The sequence below is a fragment of the Aegicerativicinus sediminis genome, assembly GCF_015476115.1.
GTDB classification, from domain to species: domain Bacteria; phylum Bacteroidota; class Bacteroidia; order Flavobacteriales; family Flavobacteriaceae; genus Aegicerativicinus; species Aegicerativicinus sediminis.
In genome coordinates this window covers 145,311-163,090 of sequence record NZ_CP064295.1, presented here as the reverse complement: position 1 = coordinate 163,090, position 17,780 = coordinate 145,311, and the positions used below count along the sequence as shown (strand labels likewise).

Sequence of the window (17,780 nt, the reverse complement as noted above, 5' to 3'; positions counted from 1 at the left end):
ATCACTGATGCCTTCTGTAATTAAGCCGAAATTTTCAAAACGATTAATTAAAAAATTATTCAGTGAGCCAGAATTGGCTGTCGAGAAAATTAATCTCGTCTATACAACAGAGCGTCAACTTTCCATTGAGCGAATTAAAATAAGGAAATCCTTTCAGTATAAACTCAAGGATAACATCATTGATGAACCCGAACAAATTGAACGCTTCAATAGTTTAGTCATTCCACCAGCATGGGAAAAAGTAAAAATCTCGCATTTAGAAAATGGACATCTTCAAGCAACTGGCCGAGATGAAAAGCAACGAAAGCAATATCGTTATCATCCTATTTGGAATAAAATAAGAAATCAGACTAAGTTTTATAGAATGTCTGAATTTGGATTAATCCTACCTGCATTAAGGGAAGCGGTTGAAAGGGATTTACGACAAAAGAATTGGGGTAGGGAAAAAGTTCTAGCACTAGTTGTTAAGTTGCTAGAAGAAACCCACATCCGTATAGGCAACCAACAGTATGCAAAACGAAATAAAACCTACGGACTTTCTACCCTACGTAAAAAGCATGTTAATTTAAACGGAACCAAGATTCGTTTTGAGTTCGTTGGGAAAAAGGGCAAGGAGCACAAAATTACTTTGAGAAACAAGAAATTAGTGCGATTGATAAATAAAAGCCAAGAGATTCCGGGATGGGAACTTTTTAAATATTATGATGAGGAGGGTGAAAGGCGTTCAGTAGATAGCTCCATGATAAATGCTTATATTCAACAATTGGCCGGAGCTTCTTTCACGGCTAAGGACTTTAGAACTTGGGCAGCCACAATAATATTTTTTGAAACTCTAATGGAAATGGGGCCATCAGAAGATGAATCAGTCTCAAAAAAGAATGTTTTATCAGCCTATGATGTTGCGGCTAAATCATTAGGTAACACCAGAAATGTTACTCGAAACTATTATGTGCATCCTGCCGTAGTTTCTTCTTATTATAATGGTAGGATGTTTAAGGTCTTTTCCCGAGTAGAAAAAGATGAAAAGGAACTTCCAAATTTTAGTTTGTCAGAACAAGCTGTTTTAAAAATCATTAAAGATTTTGATCCATTTCAGTTTGAAGGCTAAATAATAGCCTAGCAAATTTGTTAACGGTTTCCGAAATTATCCTTAGGAAATTCTTAATGCCCATTCAATCATTTTTTTCAATTCCTTTGTCCATCGACAATTAGCGTGATTTTAATGTTAAATGCTTAATAAAACGTTAAAACTGAAAGAGTTAATGTTTGAATTATTTCAAACAATTGAGCTAAAAACTACCTAATACATTTGTTCTTGTAATGCTATAAAGCGAATATTAATCGGAAAATATTCATGAATTACGATCCGATAACATATAAATAAACTAATTATGAGTACTTACACAGAAAATGTCGGTAATAAATTAAATGAATTGTTAGAACGGACTTATGATGCTGAGAAAGGATTTAAGAAAGCAGCTGAAAATGCTGATAATTCTGCTCTACAATCTTATTTCAATCAAAAGGCACAGGAGCGTTATGATTTTGGACACGAATTAAAATCAGAGATTAGAAGTTTTGGTCAGGAGGTTGAAAAAGGTGGCAGTATTACTGGATCACTTCACAGAACCTGGATGGATGTTAAATCTCTATTTTCTGCAGACGATGCAGAGTCCATGTTGGAAGAGGCGATAAGGGGAGAAAAGGCTGCCTTAGATGAATATGATGATGTTTTGGAAGAGGCAAGTTTGCCATTGAGCACAAAGAATGTTCTTATGTCCCAAAGAAATAAAATTTCCAGTGGACTTAGCAAGATTCGTACACTAGAAGATTTAAGAGATTAATTAAGTTCTCCTAATACTAATATATAGCGTAAAAAGCCCGATGGATCTACATCGGGCTTTTTTTAATAGTGTAACAATAATTTTAATCTAATAATTCTTCAAGTACTTTTTTCTCTAAAGTCTTATTCCGTACCATTTTCCTATAAGCCTTAGGGGTACAGCGGTATTTTTGCTTAAATATTTTGCAAAAATAACTTCTACTGGTAAAACCAATGGAGTAAACAATTTCAGAAATATTTAAGTCTGAATCTCTAAGCAATTGATCGGCTTTATCTAAACGGACACTACGTATATAGTTTAATACAGTTTTACCGTGCAAATACTTAAAGCCATCCTGTAATTTAGCTGGAGACATACCTGCCTTACGGCAAAGACTATCGATAGAGTGCTGAATTTCCGGTCTGGAAATTATAAACTCGCTTAGTAGACCAATTTGTTGTAATTCGGTATTAGTAAGCTTTGAAAATTTCTCTTCTTCTTGGATTTCCTGATAAAATTGCTCAATATGATAAGCTAGAATAAGGTGGTATATACCTTCTAAATATAGCAAGTCGGTAATATCGTTAGCTCTGTCTTCAAATTGCAGCAATCTGATTTGCTCTGTAATTTTTAAATTGTAGGCTCCCAGATGGACATCCTTTTTTAATGTATCAAAGGATTCTAATAGTTTTTCAAGCTTGATATTTGAATGGTAATACCCATTCAAAAATTTCTTGAAGTAATGTTTTTTGTCTACAACAACAATATTAAGTTTGAGATTAAAATCTTTACCTAAGATCAAGGCGTGTTCAAAATCTTGTCGATTCATTATCACGGCAGTCTTTAATTTGTCGAGTTGCAAACGGTCATTGGCTTCAGAATTAATAAAACAATTTCCGTCTAGGCAATAAATAAAATATACTGCATCTTCTTTTGGGGTAATCAGTGGGATATTTTGTTCTTTGTTGAGATTAATATTTAAGTCAATAGCCGTGATATATTTATCAAAGGCAACACATCTAACAGTACCTTGGCCTAACTTTTCGGGAACATTAAGATCATAAATGCCATACTGTTCTCTTATGTCAGAATTTAGTGCCTTAGAGAAACTTAAAAGTTCAGAGGGGATAGGACTATTTTTCATAACGGTTTTTAAATAGACTAGCTTTTTTTGTTGTATTTTTAAATAAAAATATTGAACAACTAATCATTAGTAAATGTACCTATCATTATGCATATGTGTTAATGAAAAAGAATTTTTGTTTAACAAAATAGAGCAAAAGAACTGATATTTAAGGCTTAAACAGGTTGTTTGGTAAATTCGATGTTAAGATCGAATGCGTTATTTAAAATTTTTTTCAAACAACTTCAAAAATTTAAAATTGGGTTACTTTGTAATATAAAAATGCTACGGAAATGTTTTATAAATTGTCAAATATTGCTGAGGGGGGTGAGCTGGAAAAGCAATTTGGCATTCCATTAGAGTATCCCGAATTATATTCAAAACAACCCATTATAAATGGTTTAAATGAGGAAAACCTTTTGGTTATTCTCCAAGATAAACCTCAAGTGTTGTCCATTGCCATTTGGGGAATTCTTCCTGAAAACTTTAACGACGATTGGCAAATGTTCCAGAACGTCTCGAATACCTTGAATTTAGAAGCTGAAACCTTAAAGCATGACAGGTGGTATTGTGATGCACTTTATGAACGTCGCTGTTTGATTATTGTTTCAGGTTATTTTGCAACTTTGCTGAGTAAAGGCAAGTTGTATCCATATTATGTTTATAAAAAGTCTAAAAAGCCTTTTTGCCTTGCTGGAATTTACAATCGGTTATCTGATGGTTTTGTAACCTGCTCAATAATAATTTCACGAAATCTAGGAGTTAAACGAAGCGTAGTGGACATTTTTAACGAAGGGCCGATAATCTTAGATGAGCACACATCAGAAAAATGGTTGTCTTATGACATTTCACAAGAAGAAATAGAGGAAATAATTAATAGGCCTGCTCAAACTGAATTAAATGCGCATCCCATCGCCAAAGAGTTTTATAAAAATGATATTATTTACAACGGTATTTTAGATCCTGTAAACTATAGGAATATTCCTGCTAAGATTTAACGAAGGTTGATGACTTAACCTTTTCCCGATAATCAATTGGTAGTATACCATAATACTCCTGGAAAATTTTAGAAAAATAGCTTCTGCTCCTATATCCTATTTTATAGACCACTTCAGATATTGAATAATCTGTATTTTTAATTAAATCTCGAGCAATCTCTAATTTATGCTGACGTACATATTCATTAACTGATTTTGAATATAATAGCTTAAAGCCTAACTGTAGTTTTTTTGGACTCAACCCAATTTCCATGGCTAGAGTTTTTACAGTTAAATCTTCGGAGATATGATCTACGATAAAGCCCGAAAGTTTGTGTATTTTCTTTATATCACTTTGGCTTAAGGATTCTGGTAATATTACATCATTAATATGGTTATGGTGCTCCATAAGCTGCATAGCCATAATTAAAGCGATATAACCTTCAATTGTTAATGAACGAATAATTCCTGAGTCCCTGGTTTTATTCAATTGTTTGGTTAAATCGGCAATCTTAAGATTAAAACTTCCAAGGTGGCTATAATCCTCTTTATCTCCATCCTTATCAAAAATGTATTTGATTGATTTTTCAAGCGTGTCAACGTTATGATTAGACTTCAAGTTGTACTGGTCTCTAAGAATCATTATAAAGTTGACCTTTATCTTTTTGTCTTTAGGGAAAATGTAAGAAGATTGACTAGACTTCTTATTTGAGATGATAATGTTTTGGTACTGTAAAAGTTTGGAAGTTTCTTCCTCATTTGAATCTTGGAAGTAAAGTTCACCCTTGGTAATAAAAATAAATTCAATTGGATTGAACTTTTTATTATTAAAAATAAATTGAACATCCGAATTAAACTTCAAATTGAAACTTAATAGGGATACGCCATGGGAAAAATCCATGTTTCTAATTTTCCCCTTGCCCAAATGATTATTAAACGAAAGTATTGTTTCGCCATTTTCTGTTGAAAGATTTCCGTTTAATACTTTATTAATAGAAGGTAATAATTCTGAACTGGATTCAACATTATTGTTTATTTTAACCATATTTGGAGATAGATTTAGATTGATGGCGCACAAATTTCTGTCTAAACTCTAAATCACTTTAACACTTTTGAAACTATGATTGACAATTTTAGTTCAAAACGTTAGAAAAGTAGGTTTTTTCTTATAATATAAGATTTTTGGGGACTGTTTAAGCTGATTTTGAAGCGTTTTCCTCCTTAAACCGGCATTGATAATTTTTGGGCGATAAACCGTAATACTGCCTAAATAATTTAGAGAAATAACTTTTGGAGTTGATTCCTATTCGTTCACTTATTTCAGTGATGTTCAAATCCGTAGATTCTAATAATTCTCTGGCTTTAGACATTTTTTGATTTCGGATATAATTATTCACAGAAACTTTAAACATGTGTTTGAAACCCTGTTGCAGTTTATTTTGGTTAATTCCAACCAATTTAGCTAACTCGGCAATACTAGGAACATTTTCTAAGTCTCTTTGAATAATTTCTTCAACCTGTTCGAGCTTTTTCAGGTATGCATCATTAATATGAAAACCTTTACCATTTTTGGTGTCCATATAGGTCTGTATTGTAGTAGCCAAGATTTCTTGGGTTTTACCTTCAACAAAAACAGACTTCATAAAATCTTCATGTTCAGAATCTAAAAGCTCTTCAATAAGTACAGCAATTTTCTTAGGAAAAGTACTTTTATGATAAAATTGATTTATCCCATTCAAATCCCTAAAAATATCAACTAACTCAGAATCCATATTTTTAAGGTATTGTTCTATTTTTTCTTCAAAATCTTTACGATATATGTCAATAATGATTAGCGAGATATCGCTTTTCGATTTTATTTCAAGGATATGATGAAATTTAGTGCTGGTTGAAAGGAGCAGATATTGGGAGGGATCAATTTTAATTTTATCTGTTGTTGGGTCTTCCAATGAAATATTAATTGAATCCCCCAAATTGTAAATAACTCTTAATGGACAGACTAATGGATAATTGAAGGATAATTCCATTGTTTTGGTTGTGGAAAAATCGAAGACAGTGGTTTCAATACCATGGGTAAATTCATGGGAGTTGATTATTCCTTTTCCTAACTTTTCAGGCAATAAAAAGCCTTCCGCACCTTGAGAATCAATTAAGGAAGCTCCAAATTCATTGGCCAATTTTTCTATAACCTCATTGGCGTGAATATCTTCAAAATATATTGGCTCTTTCACAAGTGGAAAATTCGCTAGGCTGTTAGTATAAATTGTAAGACTAAGATAAACATTTTATGACTGTTTTGAATAATATAAATAAGGTGAGGGCGATGTTTTACGGGTTAAGTAATATACCTTATGGGTTAAGGATAAATTGGATTAAGCATAATTCCTTGGATAAGTTTGAGCAAATTTGTATCAAGAACTTCTTAGAGAAGAAGTCGTTAACTTAAAATTAGAACATTATGTTACGTTGGACAATCATATTTGTAGTGATAGCAGTAATTGCAGCAATCCTTGGTTTTGGAGGTGTAGCTGGCGCAGCTGCAGGAATTGCCAAGGTCATATTTTTTATATTCTTGGTATTATTTATTCTTTCATTGTTAAAAGGAGTAGTAAAACGATAATAATCAATTTTTAATTAATCAACACATTTAACTTATGAGAAAATTATTTTTAGCCGCAATCCTAATGTTTTCGTTGTCTTCAACGTTGACGTTAACAGGATGCAGAGAAACGAAAGCTGATGATGTAGCAGATGATATAGAGGATGTAGCAGATGATATAGGGGACAAAGCTGAAGATGTTGCTGATGATGTCAGTGATGCATTAGATGATAATTAATAAATTACCTTACAATAGAAAGGCTCCATTTTTTGGAGCCTTTTTTTATGGATTTTGTTCATCAAGTCCAGCACTGCTATCATCAATATATTTTTCGACATCGGAAGGATTGTTGACCTGGTAAACATCATCACCAAATATTACAATAGGATAAGTTAAAACACTAGGGTGCTTATCTAAAATTTTTATCCAATCTTGGGAACTTAAATTGGTTTTTGCATCGTAATTCTGCTCAAAATCGGGATGAATTTTATCAATTAAATCACCAACCTTGCATTTTAGATTTTCAGCTAGTTCTACCCATTGCGTTCCGGTAACTTTGGTTTTTTCTATATCAATTTCCAAAATATCTTTAAAAGATGATTTTAAATAAGCTAAAGTTTGCTTGCCAATGGTAGAATTAGAGGTGTAAAATATTTTAATCAGATTTTTGTCCCTTGAAATAACACTCATATTTAGCCAAATTTAAAAATTACTGGTATTAACTGCATTTAAATAAGTATTGTCAGCCTACTTATACAACATAACGAAGTTTTAATATTTCAAATGTAAGTTTTTGTCCTTTTATGCTACTTTTGCAAAATAGAAAATTTTAGAGCAATGTCTGATAACTTAGAGCACGTAAAATGCTTAATTATAGGGTCTGGACCAGCTGGTTATACCGCGGCTATTTATGCGGCACGAGCTAATATGAGTCCAGTATTGTACCAAGGAACACAACCAGGAGGTCAATTAACTACTACAAATGAGGTCGAAAACTTTCCTGGCTATCCAGAAGGAATTACAGGTCCTGAAATGATGGTAGAATTGCGAAAGCAAGCTGAACGTTTCGAAACTGATGTTCGTGATGGTTGGATTACCAAGATTGATTTTAGTGGAGATGTACATAGGGTTTGGGTCAATGAAGAAAAAGAAATTCTTTGTGATACTGTAATTATTTCCACTGGAGCTTCGGCAAAATATTTAAATCTACCTTCTGAACAGAAGTATCTTCAATTGGGTGGAGGTGTATCTGCCTGTGCGGTTTGTGATGGATTTTTCTACAGAAACCAGGAAGTTGTTATTGTGGGTGCTGGGGATTCTGCTTGTGAGGAAGCACATTACCTTTCTAAACTTTGTAAAAAAGTGACCATGTTAGTTAGAAGAGATGAGTTTAGAGCGTCTAAAATCATGGAGGCAAGAGTTAAAAATACAGCTAATATTGAAATCTTATTTAATACTGAGACTGAAGAAGTTTTGGGAGATGGCAGTGTTGTTACTGGTGTAAAAGTTAAAAACAATGTTACTGGTGAAACGCAAGTGATTCCCGCCACTGGATTTTTTGTTGCTATAGGACATAAACCAAATACAGATATTTTTAAAGATTTCTTAGAATTGGATAGTGTTGGATATATAAAAAATGTTCCTGGCACTTCAAAAACTAATATCCCAGGTGTTTTTGTTTCAGGAGATGCTGCGGATAAAGTATATAGACAAGCTGTTACCGCTGCAGGTACGGGTTGTATGGCTGCTTTAGATGCCGAACGATATTTGGCAGCAAAAGAAGCCTTCATTGAGGCATAATAAGGAACCGAAGATGTAAATCTTCGGTTTTTTTATTTAATACTTTTTGGTTTTACTCTGCCTTACGAAATCCTGAATTGCGAGAGATGACTTGAGTGGGTCAGATTATTGACTATACCAAAACTGGTTTACTTAATTTTTTTCTGAAGTCGTGCCGTGTCGCTAAAACGTTCTAGGGTAATTTTGGGTTCATTATATAGGTAGATTTCACTACTTCCAGATACTTGAACGTTAATCGTTTCAGAAACATCAACATGGGCTTCACTGCCAATTTCTGCCACAAGATTACAGGTTTTATTTGTGAAGTTTCTTCCGTCAAATTTGGAATTATTATCAACCCTTATTCTGCTTTCTAAAGCATCACCTTCTATATAAGCATGAGCCCTTTGGTATAAATCTATGTTGGATGTTGTAGATGTAATCAAACCATCAAGGCGGCTATTGTCACTCATTTCAATCTCACTGTTTTGGGCAGTCAGATTCAATCGAATCTTAGCCCGATCTAACGCAACAAACTTGAAATTATCTGTTTTAATATTCAAATAGGCTTTAGAGCTTCCGTCCGTTTTTACCATTGCATTTTTTATTTCAAGGGAAGTCAAAGACCTAATTTCAGCATCATCTAGCACCTCAATTTCATGAAAGGAATCCCCATAATTAATTGTAAAATGCATTTTCTTTTTTGAACCAATAGGTGCAGTGGTTGAAAATTTCAATACGCTATCAACCACCTCAATTTTCAGGTATTCGTGTAAATTACCATCCGCTTCTACTTGAACAGAGGTACTTTTGTTATATACAATATCTGCAGTAAAATCTTCCCCCAATACGATTTTGTTAAATTCTGCAACTGGGACTTGCTCAATCGTTACATCTCTGTTTCCTTTTACCTTTTCATTACCTTGGGCAAGTAAATAGTTACTGCCACTAATAAATAAAATTACCAACAGAAGACATGGGTTTTTCTTCATGCTAAAAATTAATCTTGTCTAAACAAATATAAAACAAAAACCATCCCAAACTCGATAACCGAGATTGAAATGGTTGTTTTAATTGGTTGGTTAGTCCTTTTTTTGCTTGGCTTAATAACGCCTAATGCTTCCTGAAGAGGAATCTTTAGTATCTATTTTTTCTGGGTTACCTGAGTACCGAATATCTCCGCCACTTGATGCTTTTGCAACTAATTCCTCAGTTGTGTTCAAAGTTAAATCTGCTCCACTGCTTGCTCTGGCCTTGGTTACCCTAGCTTGTAATTCTCCAGCTTTTAAATCACTGCCACTGGTTGCTTCAGCTTCTAATTTATCAACTCTGCCGGATAATTTCATATCGCTTCCACTTGTGGTTTTACAGTTTAAGTTATCAGCCAAAATTTCAACTTCCATATCACTTCCACTTGTGGCAATAAGTTCAAGATCCGTTGCTTTTATAACTCCGTCTGAATAAACATCGCTTCCGCTAGTAGATTTTATCTTTTCAATGTTTCCAAAAGAAACATATACTTTTCTAGATTTGGCCCAAGAAATTTGTCCATCAACACCAATGTGTAAGGTGCCATCCTTGATTTCTGTTTCAATCATTTCTTGCAAGTTTTCATCAGCTTCCACTAATGCACTGTTTCCTCCATCTTGCTTTAAATATACATCTAAACCTTCGCCGGCATAAATGGCGGTAAATTTTTGGTCAAATTTTCTCTCTATACTTACAACATTGCCATTTCCTTTTTCTCCGGCAATTAAATTCATATCGAAATTACAGCTAACCATGATTAAACTCATGATAGTTGTTGCGATAATTTTGCTAATAGTTGTCATTATTGATTGATTTTTTGTTGATTGATTTATGTTATTTTTCTTATTCAAAATTGATGAATCTATTGAGATATAAAAACTATCTTATACTCAGCTGTTGATTTTTACGGATGAAATGTAATTAGTTGTCATCTGATGTTAATTCAACAGTATCTGGTGTAACTTTTAATCTTAGTTCTTCGCCCTTTGCATCAATTCCATCCCCATTGACCTTAACCTTTAGGCTATCCTTTTTAAATTCTACACCGTTCTCATCTATCTTTAAACCATTATTATTGTCATTAACATTAACTTTAATTGAGAACTCCTCATCTTCGTCCTCATCTTCACAGTCTAGGCATAGAGCTTCATCCTCAAGTATTTTTACATAATGGCCTGCAAAACTTCTAGAAATAATATTTTCTGAAGTAGAATAATAGTTTAAGAATGAACCGATATTATCGCTTATTTTCAGGATTTTCCCCTCTGGTACATGAATCACTATTCGGACATTTTGATCCATAAATTTATTTTCATGATCCGTAACCAAAAAATTGTCTAATAATAATTCGTCACCTTTTAGATTGTAGTTATAATTTATTTGGTCGGCCGTTTTCTTGGCCTCAGCGAAATTCCTACCCTTGGCTTCTTTTATAACATCAATTCTTCCTATACTATCGCTTGTTGATTTAAATGCAATCCTTATGTTTTTGGAATAAATCATTTTATGGCCTTCATCATCATAAGCTATATCGAAACCATTATTTCTGTACATGCTCTTATTGATATAGTCCAAATCACTAGCATTCATTTTAACTGAAATGGTATCATTAGAACTTATGTAAAGCTCCTCTGAACTTTTTGAGGAATTTTCCAAAGAATAGTAGGAAGCCTGCGTTAGTCCAATATATAACACCCCGATTAGGGCCAAAATCCATACACCAAGAAGACTGAATTTGGCAATTCTTCCCATTGACTTTAGGTTAGTAATCAGAATTTTTAAACCTAAATATAAAAGGAAAAATAGGGGGATTCCAATGAGTAGAAAAATCATCAAAGATCCTAGCCAAATTGGCAGTCCAACCGTATTAACGGCATTTACATAATCCATCCACATGGGGTGGACGTTAGAAATGCTACCGATTGAAATTAAACTTATAAATAGTGCAAATATTGCTACAGCTCCAGTCAGTAGTAAAATTACCCCGATGAATTTTGCAAATACTTTGAGAAAAAACATAACGACATCCCCCAAAGTGTCAAAGAACGTTTTAGTGCTCGATTTTATCTTATTACCGTGCTTCTGAAAATCTACATTTTTTACTGTGTCAGATACTGTCTGTGAGACATTATCAAACCCGTCTTTAATTTTTTTTTCAATGTTGCTGATATTAACGGGTTCGCCCGTCATGATCAGCTTTTCAGAAGTTGTCGTTGCCTCAGGAACTAACACCCAAAATAAGATGTACACTAGTATGAATGTTCCTCCAGATCCTAAAGTTAATAGAATCCACAGTAATCTTACCCAAACAGCATCTATTCCTAAATAATGTCCTAAACCAGATGAAACACCAGCTATATAAGAGTTATCGGTGTCTCTATATAACTTTTTGGAAGGCTGGCTTTTATAAGTATGTGAAGCAGTTGGTCCATCCTCGAAAATTTCATCATCTACCAAGTAATCTTCTGGTTGTCCCATGATGGCAATTACCTCATCCACGAGCTTAACACCAATAACTTGTTTGTCGAACTGTACACGTTCAGTAAACAATTCTGCAATACGGGCTTCAATGTCCGAGATTATTTCAGATCTGCCCTGAGAGTCGGTAAATGAACGTTTGATAGCCTCTAAGTAACGCTGTAACTTCAAGTACGCGTCTTCATCGATATGGAAAAATATACCGGCTAAATTTATATTGACTGTTTTATTCATTTCGTTTTGCTTTTGATCGTGTTACTATGTTGACTGCATTTTGTAATTCGCTCCAGGTTGTGTTCAATTCATTTAAGAACAATTTGCCTGTTTCGGTTAAACCATAATATTTTCGAGGTGGTCCCGAGGTCGATTCTTCCCATCGGTAGTTTAAGAGCCCCGCATTCTTTAGTCTTGTTAGCAGAGGATAAATTGTTCCTTCCACTACTAGCAATTTTGCGTCTTTCAGAGTATCTAGAATTTCCGCTACATAGGCATCTTCATCCTTCAGAACCGAGAGGATGCAGTATTCTAGAACCCCTTTGCGCATTTGTGCTTTTGTGTTTTCTATTTTCATGTGTTAAATAGATTAATTGTGAAAACTGTTCATTTTTCGATTGATTAATTATTAGTTGATTGATGATTCAGTGAGCATAAACTTAATGCCCGAGTTAACTTCTAGTTACCATAGCCCATATCCAAAAGCTGGTTATAAAATGAAATATTATTACCGAATTGATTAGTTTCGGTTCTTATGGCAATTCTTAAATTAATTCCCCTGTAAATTGAGTAAACCTTTGAATAGCCATACACTATTTTTCTCCAACTTGGGTAAGTAATTTTTTTGGCTTGATTGATAAGCGCTATGGGATTGATTAGTTCCATTACTTTATAAAATTGATTGTTAGAGGATAGTGGTAAACTTCTCCTTCTCTCGCTTTGAAACTAGCCTTTATAATAAAGACAAGTTCCAAGATAAAACCAATAACTGCAATTACCCCCAAGCCGCCGCCAATATATAATAGGGGAGATGGCTTGCCTATGTTTAAGTGAAAGTCATTGAATCCGTGGAAATCTATAAAATCGATTCCCCCAAATAATTTAAATATGAATAATGGAATAGTTATGGTTCCAAGAATTATGGCATAAAGCAATATGCTAATTTGAAAATTTAACGCCTGCTTGCCATGGGTATCTATAAATTCAGATTTCTCCTTATTCGCTATCCAAAGTACCAATGGACCTATAAAATTTCCAAGTGGTATGAAGAATCTGGAAAAGGTTGACAAATGAATAAAAGTTGCGATATTTTTTTGGTGGTTGTCGATCATTTTTTAAAACATATAATAGTTTCTTATGCAAATATATATCTAAAAGAAGGTATTATGCAATACAAAGTACCTTAAATTAACATAATATTAACATTTAAAACTAATAATTAAAACGTAAATTTATATTCAAATGATTCTATAGCAAATGCATTTAACAGCCAGTAAATTAAATAGTTACATATTGATTAAATTGCCTTTAGCATTTGTAGCCGGGCTGAGAGTGAAAGAATTGGATTCAAAACATTGTTTGGTTTCCGTTAGGCACAAATGGATCAATCAGAACCCATTTAAATCGATGTATTGGGCAGTACAAGGTATGGCGGCTGAACTGTCAATAGGTTCACTTCTATTACATCTTATTGCAATAAGGGATGTTAAGATGTCTACCTTGGTTGTGAGTAATTCTGCCGAATATTACAAAAAAGCAAGAGGTAAAATTGTTTTTAATTGTAATGAATATTCTAAAATAGAATCCGCTATCGACCAAGCAATTCTCACGACTGCACCTGTTATAGTAGATGTAAATGTAAATGGTATTAATGAGGAAGGTGTAGAGGTAAGTTCTTTTAATTTTAGTTGGAGCATAAAACCAAAACCCTAATTGTAACATTTCACTCAAAATCACAACCTATAACCGTAAACATTAAATTTTATCAACATGTTAGCACACGAAATAGACTATAGAATATATGGTGAGGAAATGCAATTCGTGGAAATAGAATTAGATCCACAAGAAGGAGTCGTTGCAGAATCTGGAAGTTTTATGATGATGGACGATGGTATCAAAATGGAAACAATCTTTGGAGATGGATCCCAAAAAAACAAGGGTTTTCTTGATACTATCTTAGGTGCTGGAAAACGAATACTAACAGGGGAAAGTCTTTTTATGATTGCTTTCTATAATATTGGAATAGGTAAGAGAAATGTGTCGTTTGCTTCCCCTTATCCAGGTAAGATCATACCAATAGATTTAACCGAATTCAGAGGAAAATTTATCTGTCAAAAGGATGCGTTTCTTTGTGCTGCCAAAGGAGTGAGTATCGGAATTGAATTTAGCAAACGATTGGGTCGAGGATTATTTGGTGGGGAAGGGTTTATTATGCAAAAGTTAGAAGGTGATGGAATGGCATTTGTACATGCAGGAGGAACTATGGCGAAGAAAGTTTTGCAAGCTGGTGAAACATTGCGTGTAGATACGGGTTGTATTATTGGATTCACACAAGATATTGATTACGATATTGAATTTGTTGGTGGTTTAAGAAATTCAATTTTTGGCGGGGAGGGTCTATTTTTTGCAAAATTGCAAGGGCCAGGAACTGTTTTTATACAATCATTACCATTTAGTAGATTATCAGCAAGGGTATTAGCTTCAGCTCCAAGAGGCGGTGGTAAGGATAAAGGCGAAGGAAGCATTTTAGGAGGATTAGGTAATATTTTAGATGGAGATAATCGGTTTTAATTAATTGATACTTTGGCAGAAGCGATTACAGCTGTGTTAAATTTTAGATCATTTATGTAATATATCGATTATTTTGTTACTTTTATCTATGTAACTAAATCGTTTTCGCCTATAAAACAAGTTTACTTAATCTAACTAAAACTACTTTAAATAATGGCAAGAGCAATGTTTGAGTACACCAAAACAGTACTTAAAAAGGTAAGTTTTGATGTGGCGTTGTTCTGTAAAGAAGTGCAAAAGGCTTTTCAAAGGCTACTTCCGTACGAAATTGAAGAGTTAAAGATTTATATTAAATCTCTTGTACTACAGAACCCCGACTTAAATCAATGTTTAATCTATCTTAAATCATAAAAAAAGCGACCAATTGGTCGCTTTTTTAATTTTTTGAAAGTGGGCTAACTATTTTTACATTTTGAAAAGCAATTGCTCCTCTTATCACCCCAGATATTATCGAATGGAGAGCTTCAATTATTTGCATTTTCAGTTCGCTTTTGTGGAAGATTAAGCTTACCTCACGGGCTGGTGACGGATCTTTAAAATAGCGTAATTTCAATTGTGATTTCTCTGGGAGATCCATTGTGTGCAGGTAAGGTATCAAGGTCATTCCTAAGCCCTCATCTGCCAATTTTATTAAGGTCTCCATACTGCCACTTTGTAATTGAAATTTTTCCGTATTACTATCCTTTAGACTTCTACAAATATTAAGAACTCCATCCCTGAAACAGTGCCCATCTTCAAGTAATAATATAGACTCAGATTCCAAATTTTCGGGCTCTAAATGATCAATTTTATGGAATGGATGGTTTAAGGGAACATAAGCTACAAAGGGTTCATAATATAAAACTCGTTCCTTAATGAGATCATTTTCTAATGGAGTGGCTGCTATCCCAGCATCTAAGTGTCCATCTTCAATTTGGGAGATTAACTCATCCGTATTAAACTCTTGAATATGAAGGTGAACTTTAGGATATTTTTTTATAAAGTTTTGAAGGAACATAGGTAATAAAGTAGGCATTACAGTAGGTATTATACCCAACTTAAATTCTCCTCCTATGAAACCCTTTTGTTGATCAACAATATCTTGGATACGATCTGATTCGTTTACAATATTTCTCGCTTGGTAGACAATCTTTTTACCAACCTCAGTAAGTTCTATCGGCTTCTTACTCCTATCAAAAATTAAGACGTCTAATTCGTCCTCCAGCTTCTGGATTTGTGTGCTTAATGTTGGTTGAGTAACAAAGCATTTCTCTGCTGCCTTAGTAAAATTCTTGTATTCGGCTATTGCTAATACATATTGAAGTTGAGTGATTGTCATATGCCATTTATTCAGACTATAAAAATATATAAACTATCAATAAAATCTATGGTAATAGCTGTTTATTATAGATTAAATTTGTAGTACAAAATTTAATAGTTATGACACTAAATACAATTGGCTTAGAAAAATCTAAGACCGCTGCCATTGAAAAGGATTTAAATACGCTTTTAGCCAACTTTCAGGTATATTACCAAAATTTAAGAGGTATACATTGGAATATTAAGGGTAAGCGATTTTTTGATCTACATGTGAAATTTGAAGAATTGTATACAGATGCTAACGTGAAAGTTGATATGATTGCTGAACGGGTATTGACTTTAGGAGGAACCCCATTGCACACCTTTGATGATTATATAATTGCCGCAAAAGTACCAGTTGGTAAAAATATTTCCCAAGATGAAAAAGCTGTGCGTTTAATCGTTGATTCCCTTACCGTATTACTGAAAATTGAACGTACAATCCTTGATGCTTCAGATGAGGCCAATGACGAAGGGACTAATTCTATGATGAGTGATTTTATAACAGAACAAGAAAAGACTGTTTGGATGATGAAAGCTTGGTTAGGAGAAACTGTCTAATAAGATATAGTTCAAATATTGAAAAGGCTGCCCACAGGGTGTCTTTTTTTTATATTAAGCCTCTGGCTTTAATCTCGAGGTATTTATTAATGGTGTTGATGGTGAGATTTTCTGGAGCCGTTAAAAGACACTGGATACCATGTTTCTGAAGTTCTTTAACAATCATCTTCTTTTCAAAAATGAACTTCTCCGCAATTACCTTCTCAAAAATTTCATACGTATTATTAGATGATTTTTCTGCTAAACCATTTAACTCGGTATTCTCAAAAAAGATAACTACCAATAAATGGTATTTCGCAATCATTTGCAGATATGGTAATTGCCTGTGCAACCCATCCATAGTTTCAAAATTGGTATAAAGCAAAAGGAGGCTACGCTGATTAAGGTTACGTTTTACATCTATATAAAGGCGTGCAAAATCAGATTCAGAAAAATCTGTGTTAAGATTATATAAGGTCTCAAGAATCAAGTTCATTTGAGAAGGTCTCCTTTCTGCTATAACTTTATTTTCTACTTGTTTTGAAAAGGAAAACATACCCGCCTTGTCTTGTTTTTTTAGCGCCACATTACTTATAACTAAAGTGGCATTAATCGCATAATCGAGTAAACTAAGGCCATTGAAAGGCATTTTCATGATTCTGCCCTTATCGATGACGCTATAAATTGGCTGTGATCGTTCGTCCTGATATTGGTTAACCATTAACCTATTGCTTTTGGCCGTTGCTTTCCAATTTATATTCCTAATGTCATCTCCCTGCACATAATCTTTAATTTGTTCAAACTCCATAGTATGCCCAATTCTCCTGATTTTTTTGAGACCATTATCAAATATTTTATTTGAAAATGCCAACAACATGTATTTACGAAGTTGCAGAAAGGATGGGTAATTAGGGACCATAAAATTGGTGCCAAACTCAAACCGTCTTGATACAATACCTATTGGGGTAGTGGTATATATATTCAATTTCCCATAATGAAATTCTCCCCGTTCAAGTGGTCTAATTTGGTAGGTCAGTTTTTTCTTTTTATGCTTTTGAAGTCCTGTTTGAATGCTAAAGTTGCGTTCTTGAAATTGTACAGGAAGCTCGTCAATTATTTCTAAATCAACATCAAAATTATAATTGCTTTTAACGGTTACTTCAACAGGGTTATCATCTCCATTACTAAATTTTTCAGGTAAATTTCTTTTGGCAACGATACCGAACTTAGTCCTAAATAAAAGTAGGATATCTAGAAGAACTAATCCAAGGAATACAAAAAACAGCATTTTTATTATCCCAAAAAGGCT

Annotated in this window: 22 protein-coding genes; 10 read left to right on the top strand and 12 right to left on the bottom strand. The window is 33.7% G+C overall.

Annotated elements, in window-relative coordinates; all coding sequences use genetic code 11:
* Window positions 1–7: 7 nt before the first annotated feature.
* Window positions 8–1,108, top strand: a complete 1,101-nt coding sequence (locus ISU00_RS00725; RefSeq protein WP_228852127.1) for a DNA topoisomerase IB — start codon at window positions 8–10, stop codon at window positions 1,106–1,108.
* A gap of 283 nt (window positions 1,109–1,391) precedes the next feature.
* Window positions 1,392–1,844 carry a ferritin-like domain-containing protein gene (locus ISU00_RS00720; protein ID WP_228852126.1) on the top strand — a complete coding sequence of 151 codons (453 nt, stop codon included), beginning with the start codon at window positions 1,392–1,394 and terminating at the stop codon, window positions 1,842–1,844.
* 82 nt (window positions 1,845–1,926) lie between these two features.
* On the opposite strand, the gene ISU00_RS00715 is transcribed toward ISU00_RS00720, so the two are convergent.
* Window positions 1,927–2,967, bottom strand: coding sequence for a helix-turn-helix domain-containing protein (locus ISU00_RS00715; RefSeq protein ID WP_228852125.1), 1,041 nt, complete (start codon window positions 2,965–2,967; stop codon window positions 1,927–1,929).
* A 272-nt stretch (window positions 2,968–3,239) separates the two neighbouring features.
* On the opposite strand from ISU00_RS00715, the gene ISU00_RS00710 reads away from it, so the two are divergent.
* Window positions 3,240–3,944 carry an SOS response-associated peptidase family protein gene (locus ISU00_RS00710; protein WP_228852124.1) on the top strand — a complete coding sequence of 235 codons (705 nt, stop codon included), beginning with the start codon at window positions 3,240–3,242 and terminating at the stop codon, window positions 3,942–3,944.
* On the opposite strand, the gene ISU00_RS00705 is transcribed toward ISU00_RS00710, so the two are convergent.
* Both ISU00_RS00705 and ISU00_RS00700 read right to left on the bottom strand, forming a co-directional pair.
* Window positions 3,934–4,968 carry a helix-turn-helix domain-containing protein gene (locus ISU00_RS00705; RefSeq protein WP_228852123.1) on the bottom strand — a complete coding sequence of 345 codons (1,035 nt, stop codon included), beginning with the start codon at window positions 4,966–4,968 and terminating at the stop codon, window positions 3,934–3,936. The genes ISU00_RS00710 and ISU00_RS00705 overlap by 11 nt on opposite strands.
* A 148-nt stretch (window positions 4,969–5,116) precedes the next feature.
* The gene (locus tag ISU00_RS00700; protein ID WP_228852122.1) at window positions 5,117–6,154 is read right to left on the bottom strand and encodes a helix-turn-helix domain-containing protein; all 1,038 of its coding nucleotides are present in this window, start codon (window positions 6,152–6,154) and stop codon (window positions 5,117–5,119) included.
* 227 nt (window positions 6,155–6,381) lie between these two features.
* On the opposite strand from ISU00_RS00700, the gene ISU00_RS00695 reads away from it, so the two are divergent.
* Window positions 6,382–6,543 (top strand): DUF1328 domain-containing protein, encoded by a 162-nt coding sequence (locus ISU00_RS00695; protein WP_228852121.1) that lies wholly within the window; start codon window positions 6,382–6,384, stop codon window positions 6,541–6,543.
* A gap of 73 nt (window positions 6,544–6,616) precedes the next feature.
* Entirely contained in the window at window positions 6,617–6,760 is a 144-nt protein-coding gene (locus ISU00_RS00690) for a hypothetical protein (RefSeq protein WP_228852120.1), read from the top strand.
* 45 nt (window positions 6,761–6,805) lie between these two features.
* Here ISU00_RS00690 and ISU00_RS00685 read toward each other — a convergent pair whose 3' ends face one another.
* Window positions 6,806–7,213 (bottom strand): arsenate reductase family protein, encoded by a 408-nt coding sequence (locus tag ISU00_RS00685; RefSeq protein ID WP_228852119.1) that lies wholly within the window; start codon window positions 7,211–7,213, stop codon window positions 6,806–6,808.
* 147 nt (window positions 7,214–7,360) lie between these two features.
* Here ISU00_RS00685 and trxB point away from each other — a divergent pair, with 147 nt between their 5' ends.
* Window positions 7,361–8,323, top strand: a complete 963-nt coding sequence (trxB, locus tag ISU00_RS00680) for a thioredoxin-disulfide reductase (RefSeq protein ID WP_228852118.1) — start codon at window positions 7,361–7,363, stop codon at window positions 8,321–8,323.
* A 128-nt stretch (window positions 8,324–8,451) separates the two neighbouring features.
* On the opposite strand, the gene ISU00_RS00675 is transcribed toward trxB, so the two are convergent.
* The 6 genes from ISU00_RS00675 to ISU00_RS00650 form a co-directional block, all read right to left on the bottom strand.
* On the bottom strand, window positions 8,452–9,294 hold the full coding sequence (locus ISU00_RS00675) for a GIN domain-containing protein (protein ID WP_228852117.1): 843 nt from the start codon (window positions 9,292–9,294) through the stop codon (window positions 8,452–8,454).
* A gap of 111 nt (window positions 9,295–9,405) precedes the next feature.
* The gene (locus ISU00_RS00670) at window positions 9,406–10,134 is read right to left on the bottom strand and encodes a head GIN domain-containing protein (protein WP_228852116.1); all 729 of its coding nucleotides are present in this window, start codon (window positions 10,132–10,134) and stop codon (window positions 9,406–9,408) included.
* A gap of 118 nt (window positions 10,135–10,252) precedes the next feature.
* A complete protein-coding gene (locus tag ISU00_RS00665; protein ID WP_228852115.1) occupies window positions 10,253–12,043 on the bottom strand; it encodes a PspC domain-containing protein in 1,791 nt (596 codons plus the stop codon).
* On the bottom strand, window positions 12,036–12,380 hold the full coding sequence (locus ISU00_RS00660; RefSeq protein ID WP_228852114.1) for a PadR family transcriptional regulator: 345 nt from the start codon (window positions 12,378–12,380) through the stop codon (window positions 12,036–12,038). The genes ISU00_RS00665 and ISU00_RS00660 overlap by 8 nt, the downstream gene beginning before the upstream one ends.
* A 101-nt stretch (window positions 12,381–12,481) precedes the next feature.
* Window positions 12,482–12,688 carry a hypothetical protein gene (locus ISU00_RS00655; protein WP_228852113.1) on the bottom strand — a complete coding sequence of 69 codons (207 nt, stop codon included), beginning with the start codon at window positions 12,686–12,688 and terminating at the stop codon, window positions 12,482–12,484.
* Window positions 12,688–13,134 carry a DUF4870 domain-containing protein gene (locus ISU00_RS00650; protein WP_228852112.1) on the bottom strand — a complete coding sequence of 149 codons (447 nt, stop codon included), beginning with the start codon at window positions 13,132–13,134 and terminating at the stop codon, window positions 12,688–12,690. Before ISU00_RS00650 ends, ISU00_RS00655 begins: the two co-directional genes overlap by 1 nt.
* Window positions 13,135–13,279: 145 nt before the next feature.
* Here ISU00_RS00650 and ISU00_RS00645 point away from each other — a divergent pair, with 145 nt between their 5' ends.
* The 3 genes from ISU00_RS00645 (at window position 13,280) to ISU00_RS00635 (ending at window position 14,944) form a co-directional block, all read left to right on the top strand.
* A complete protein-coding gene (locus ISU00_RS00645) occupies window positions 13,280–13,735 on the top strand; it encodes a DUF4442 domain-containing protein (RefSeq protein ID WP_228852111.1) in 456 nt (151 codons plus the stop codon).
* 57 nt (window positions 13,736–13,792) lie between these two features.
* On the top strand, window positions 13,793–14,593 hold the full coding sequence (locus ISU00_RS00640; RefSeq protein ID WP_228852110.1) for a TIGR00266 family protein: 801 nt from the start codon (window positions 13,793–13,795) through the stop codon (window positions 14,591–14,593).
* A 153-nt stretch (window positions 14,594–14,746) separates the two neighbouring features.
* Complete coding sequence (locus tag ISU00_RS00635) at window positions 14,747–14,944, top strand: hypothetical protein (protein WP_228852109.1); 198 nt, start codon at window positions 14,747–14,749, stop codon at window positions 14,942–14,944.
* A gap of 25 nt (window positions 14,945–14,969) precedes the next feature.
* On the opposite strand, the gene ISU00_RS00630 is transcribed toward ISU00_RS00635, so the two are convergent.
* On the bottom strand, window positions 14,970–15,911 hold the full coding sequence (locus ISU00_RS00630) for a hydrogen peroxide-inducible genes activator (protein WP_228852108.1): 942 nt from the start codon (window positions 15,909–15,911) through the stop codon (window positions 14,970–14,972).
* A gap of 101 nt (window positions 15,912–16,012) precedes the next feature.
* Between ISU00_RS00630 and ISU00_RS00625 the strand changes: the two genes are divergently transcribed.
* Window positions 16,013–16,492 (top strand): Dps family protein, encoded by a 480-nt coding sequence (locus ISU00_RS00625; protein WP_228852107.1) that lies wholly within the window; start codon window positions 16,013–16,015, stop codon window positions 16,490–16,492.
* Between the two features lie 49 nt (window positions 16,493–16,541).
* Here the strand turns inward: ISU00_RS00625 and ISU00_RS00620 are convergent, their stop codons facing one another.
* Window positions 16,542–17,759, bottom strand: coding sequence for a DUF58 domain-containing protein (locus ISU00_RS00620; protein ID WP_317174328.1), 1,218 nt, complete (start codon window positions 17,757–17,759; stop codon window positions 16,542–16,544).
* Window positions 17,760–17,780 lie beyond the last annotated feature (21 nt).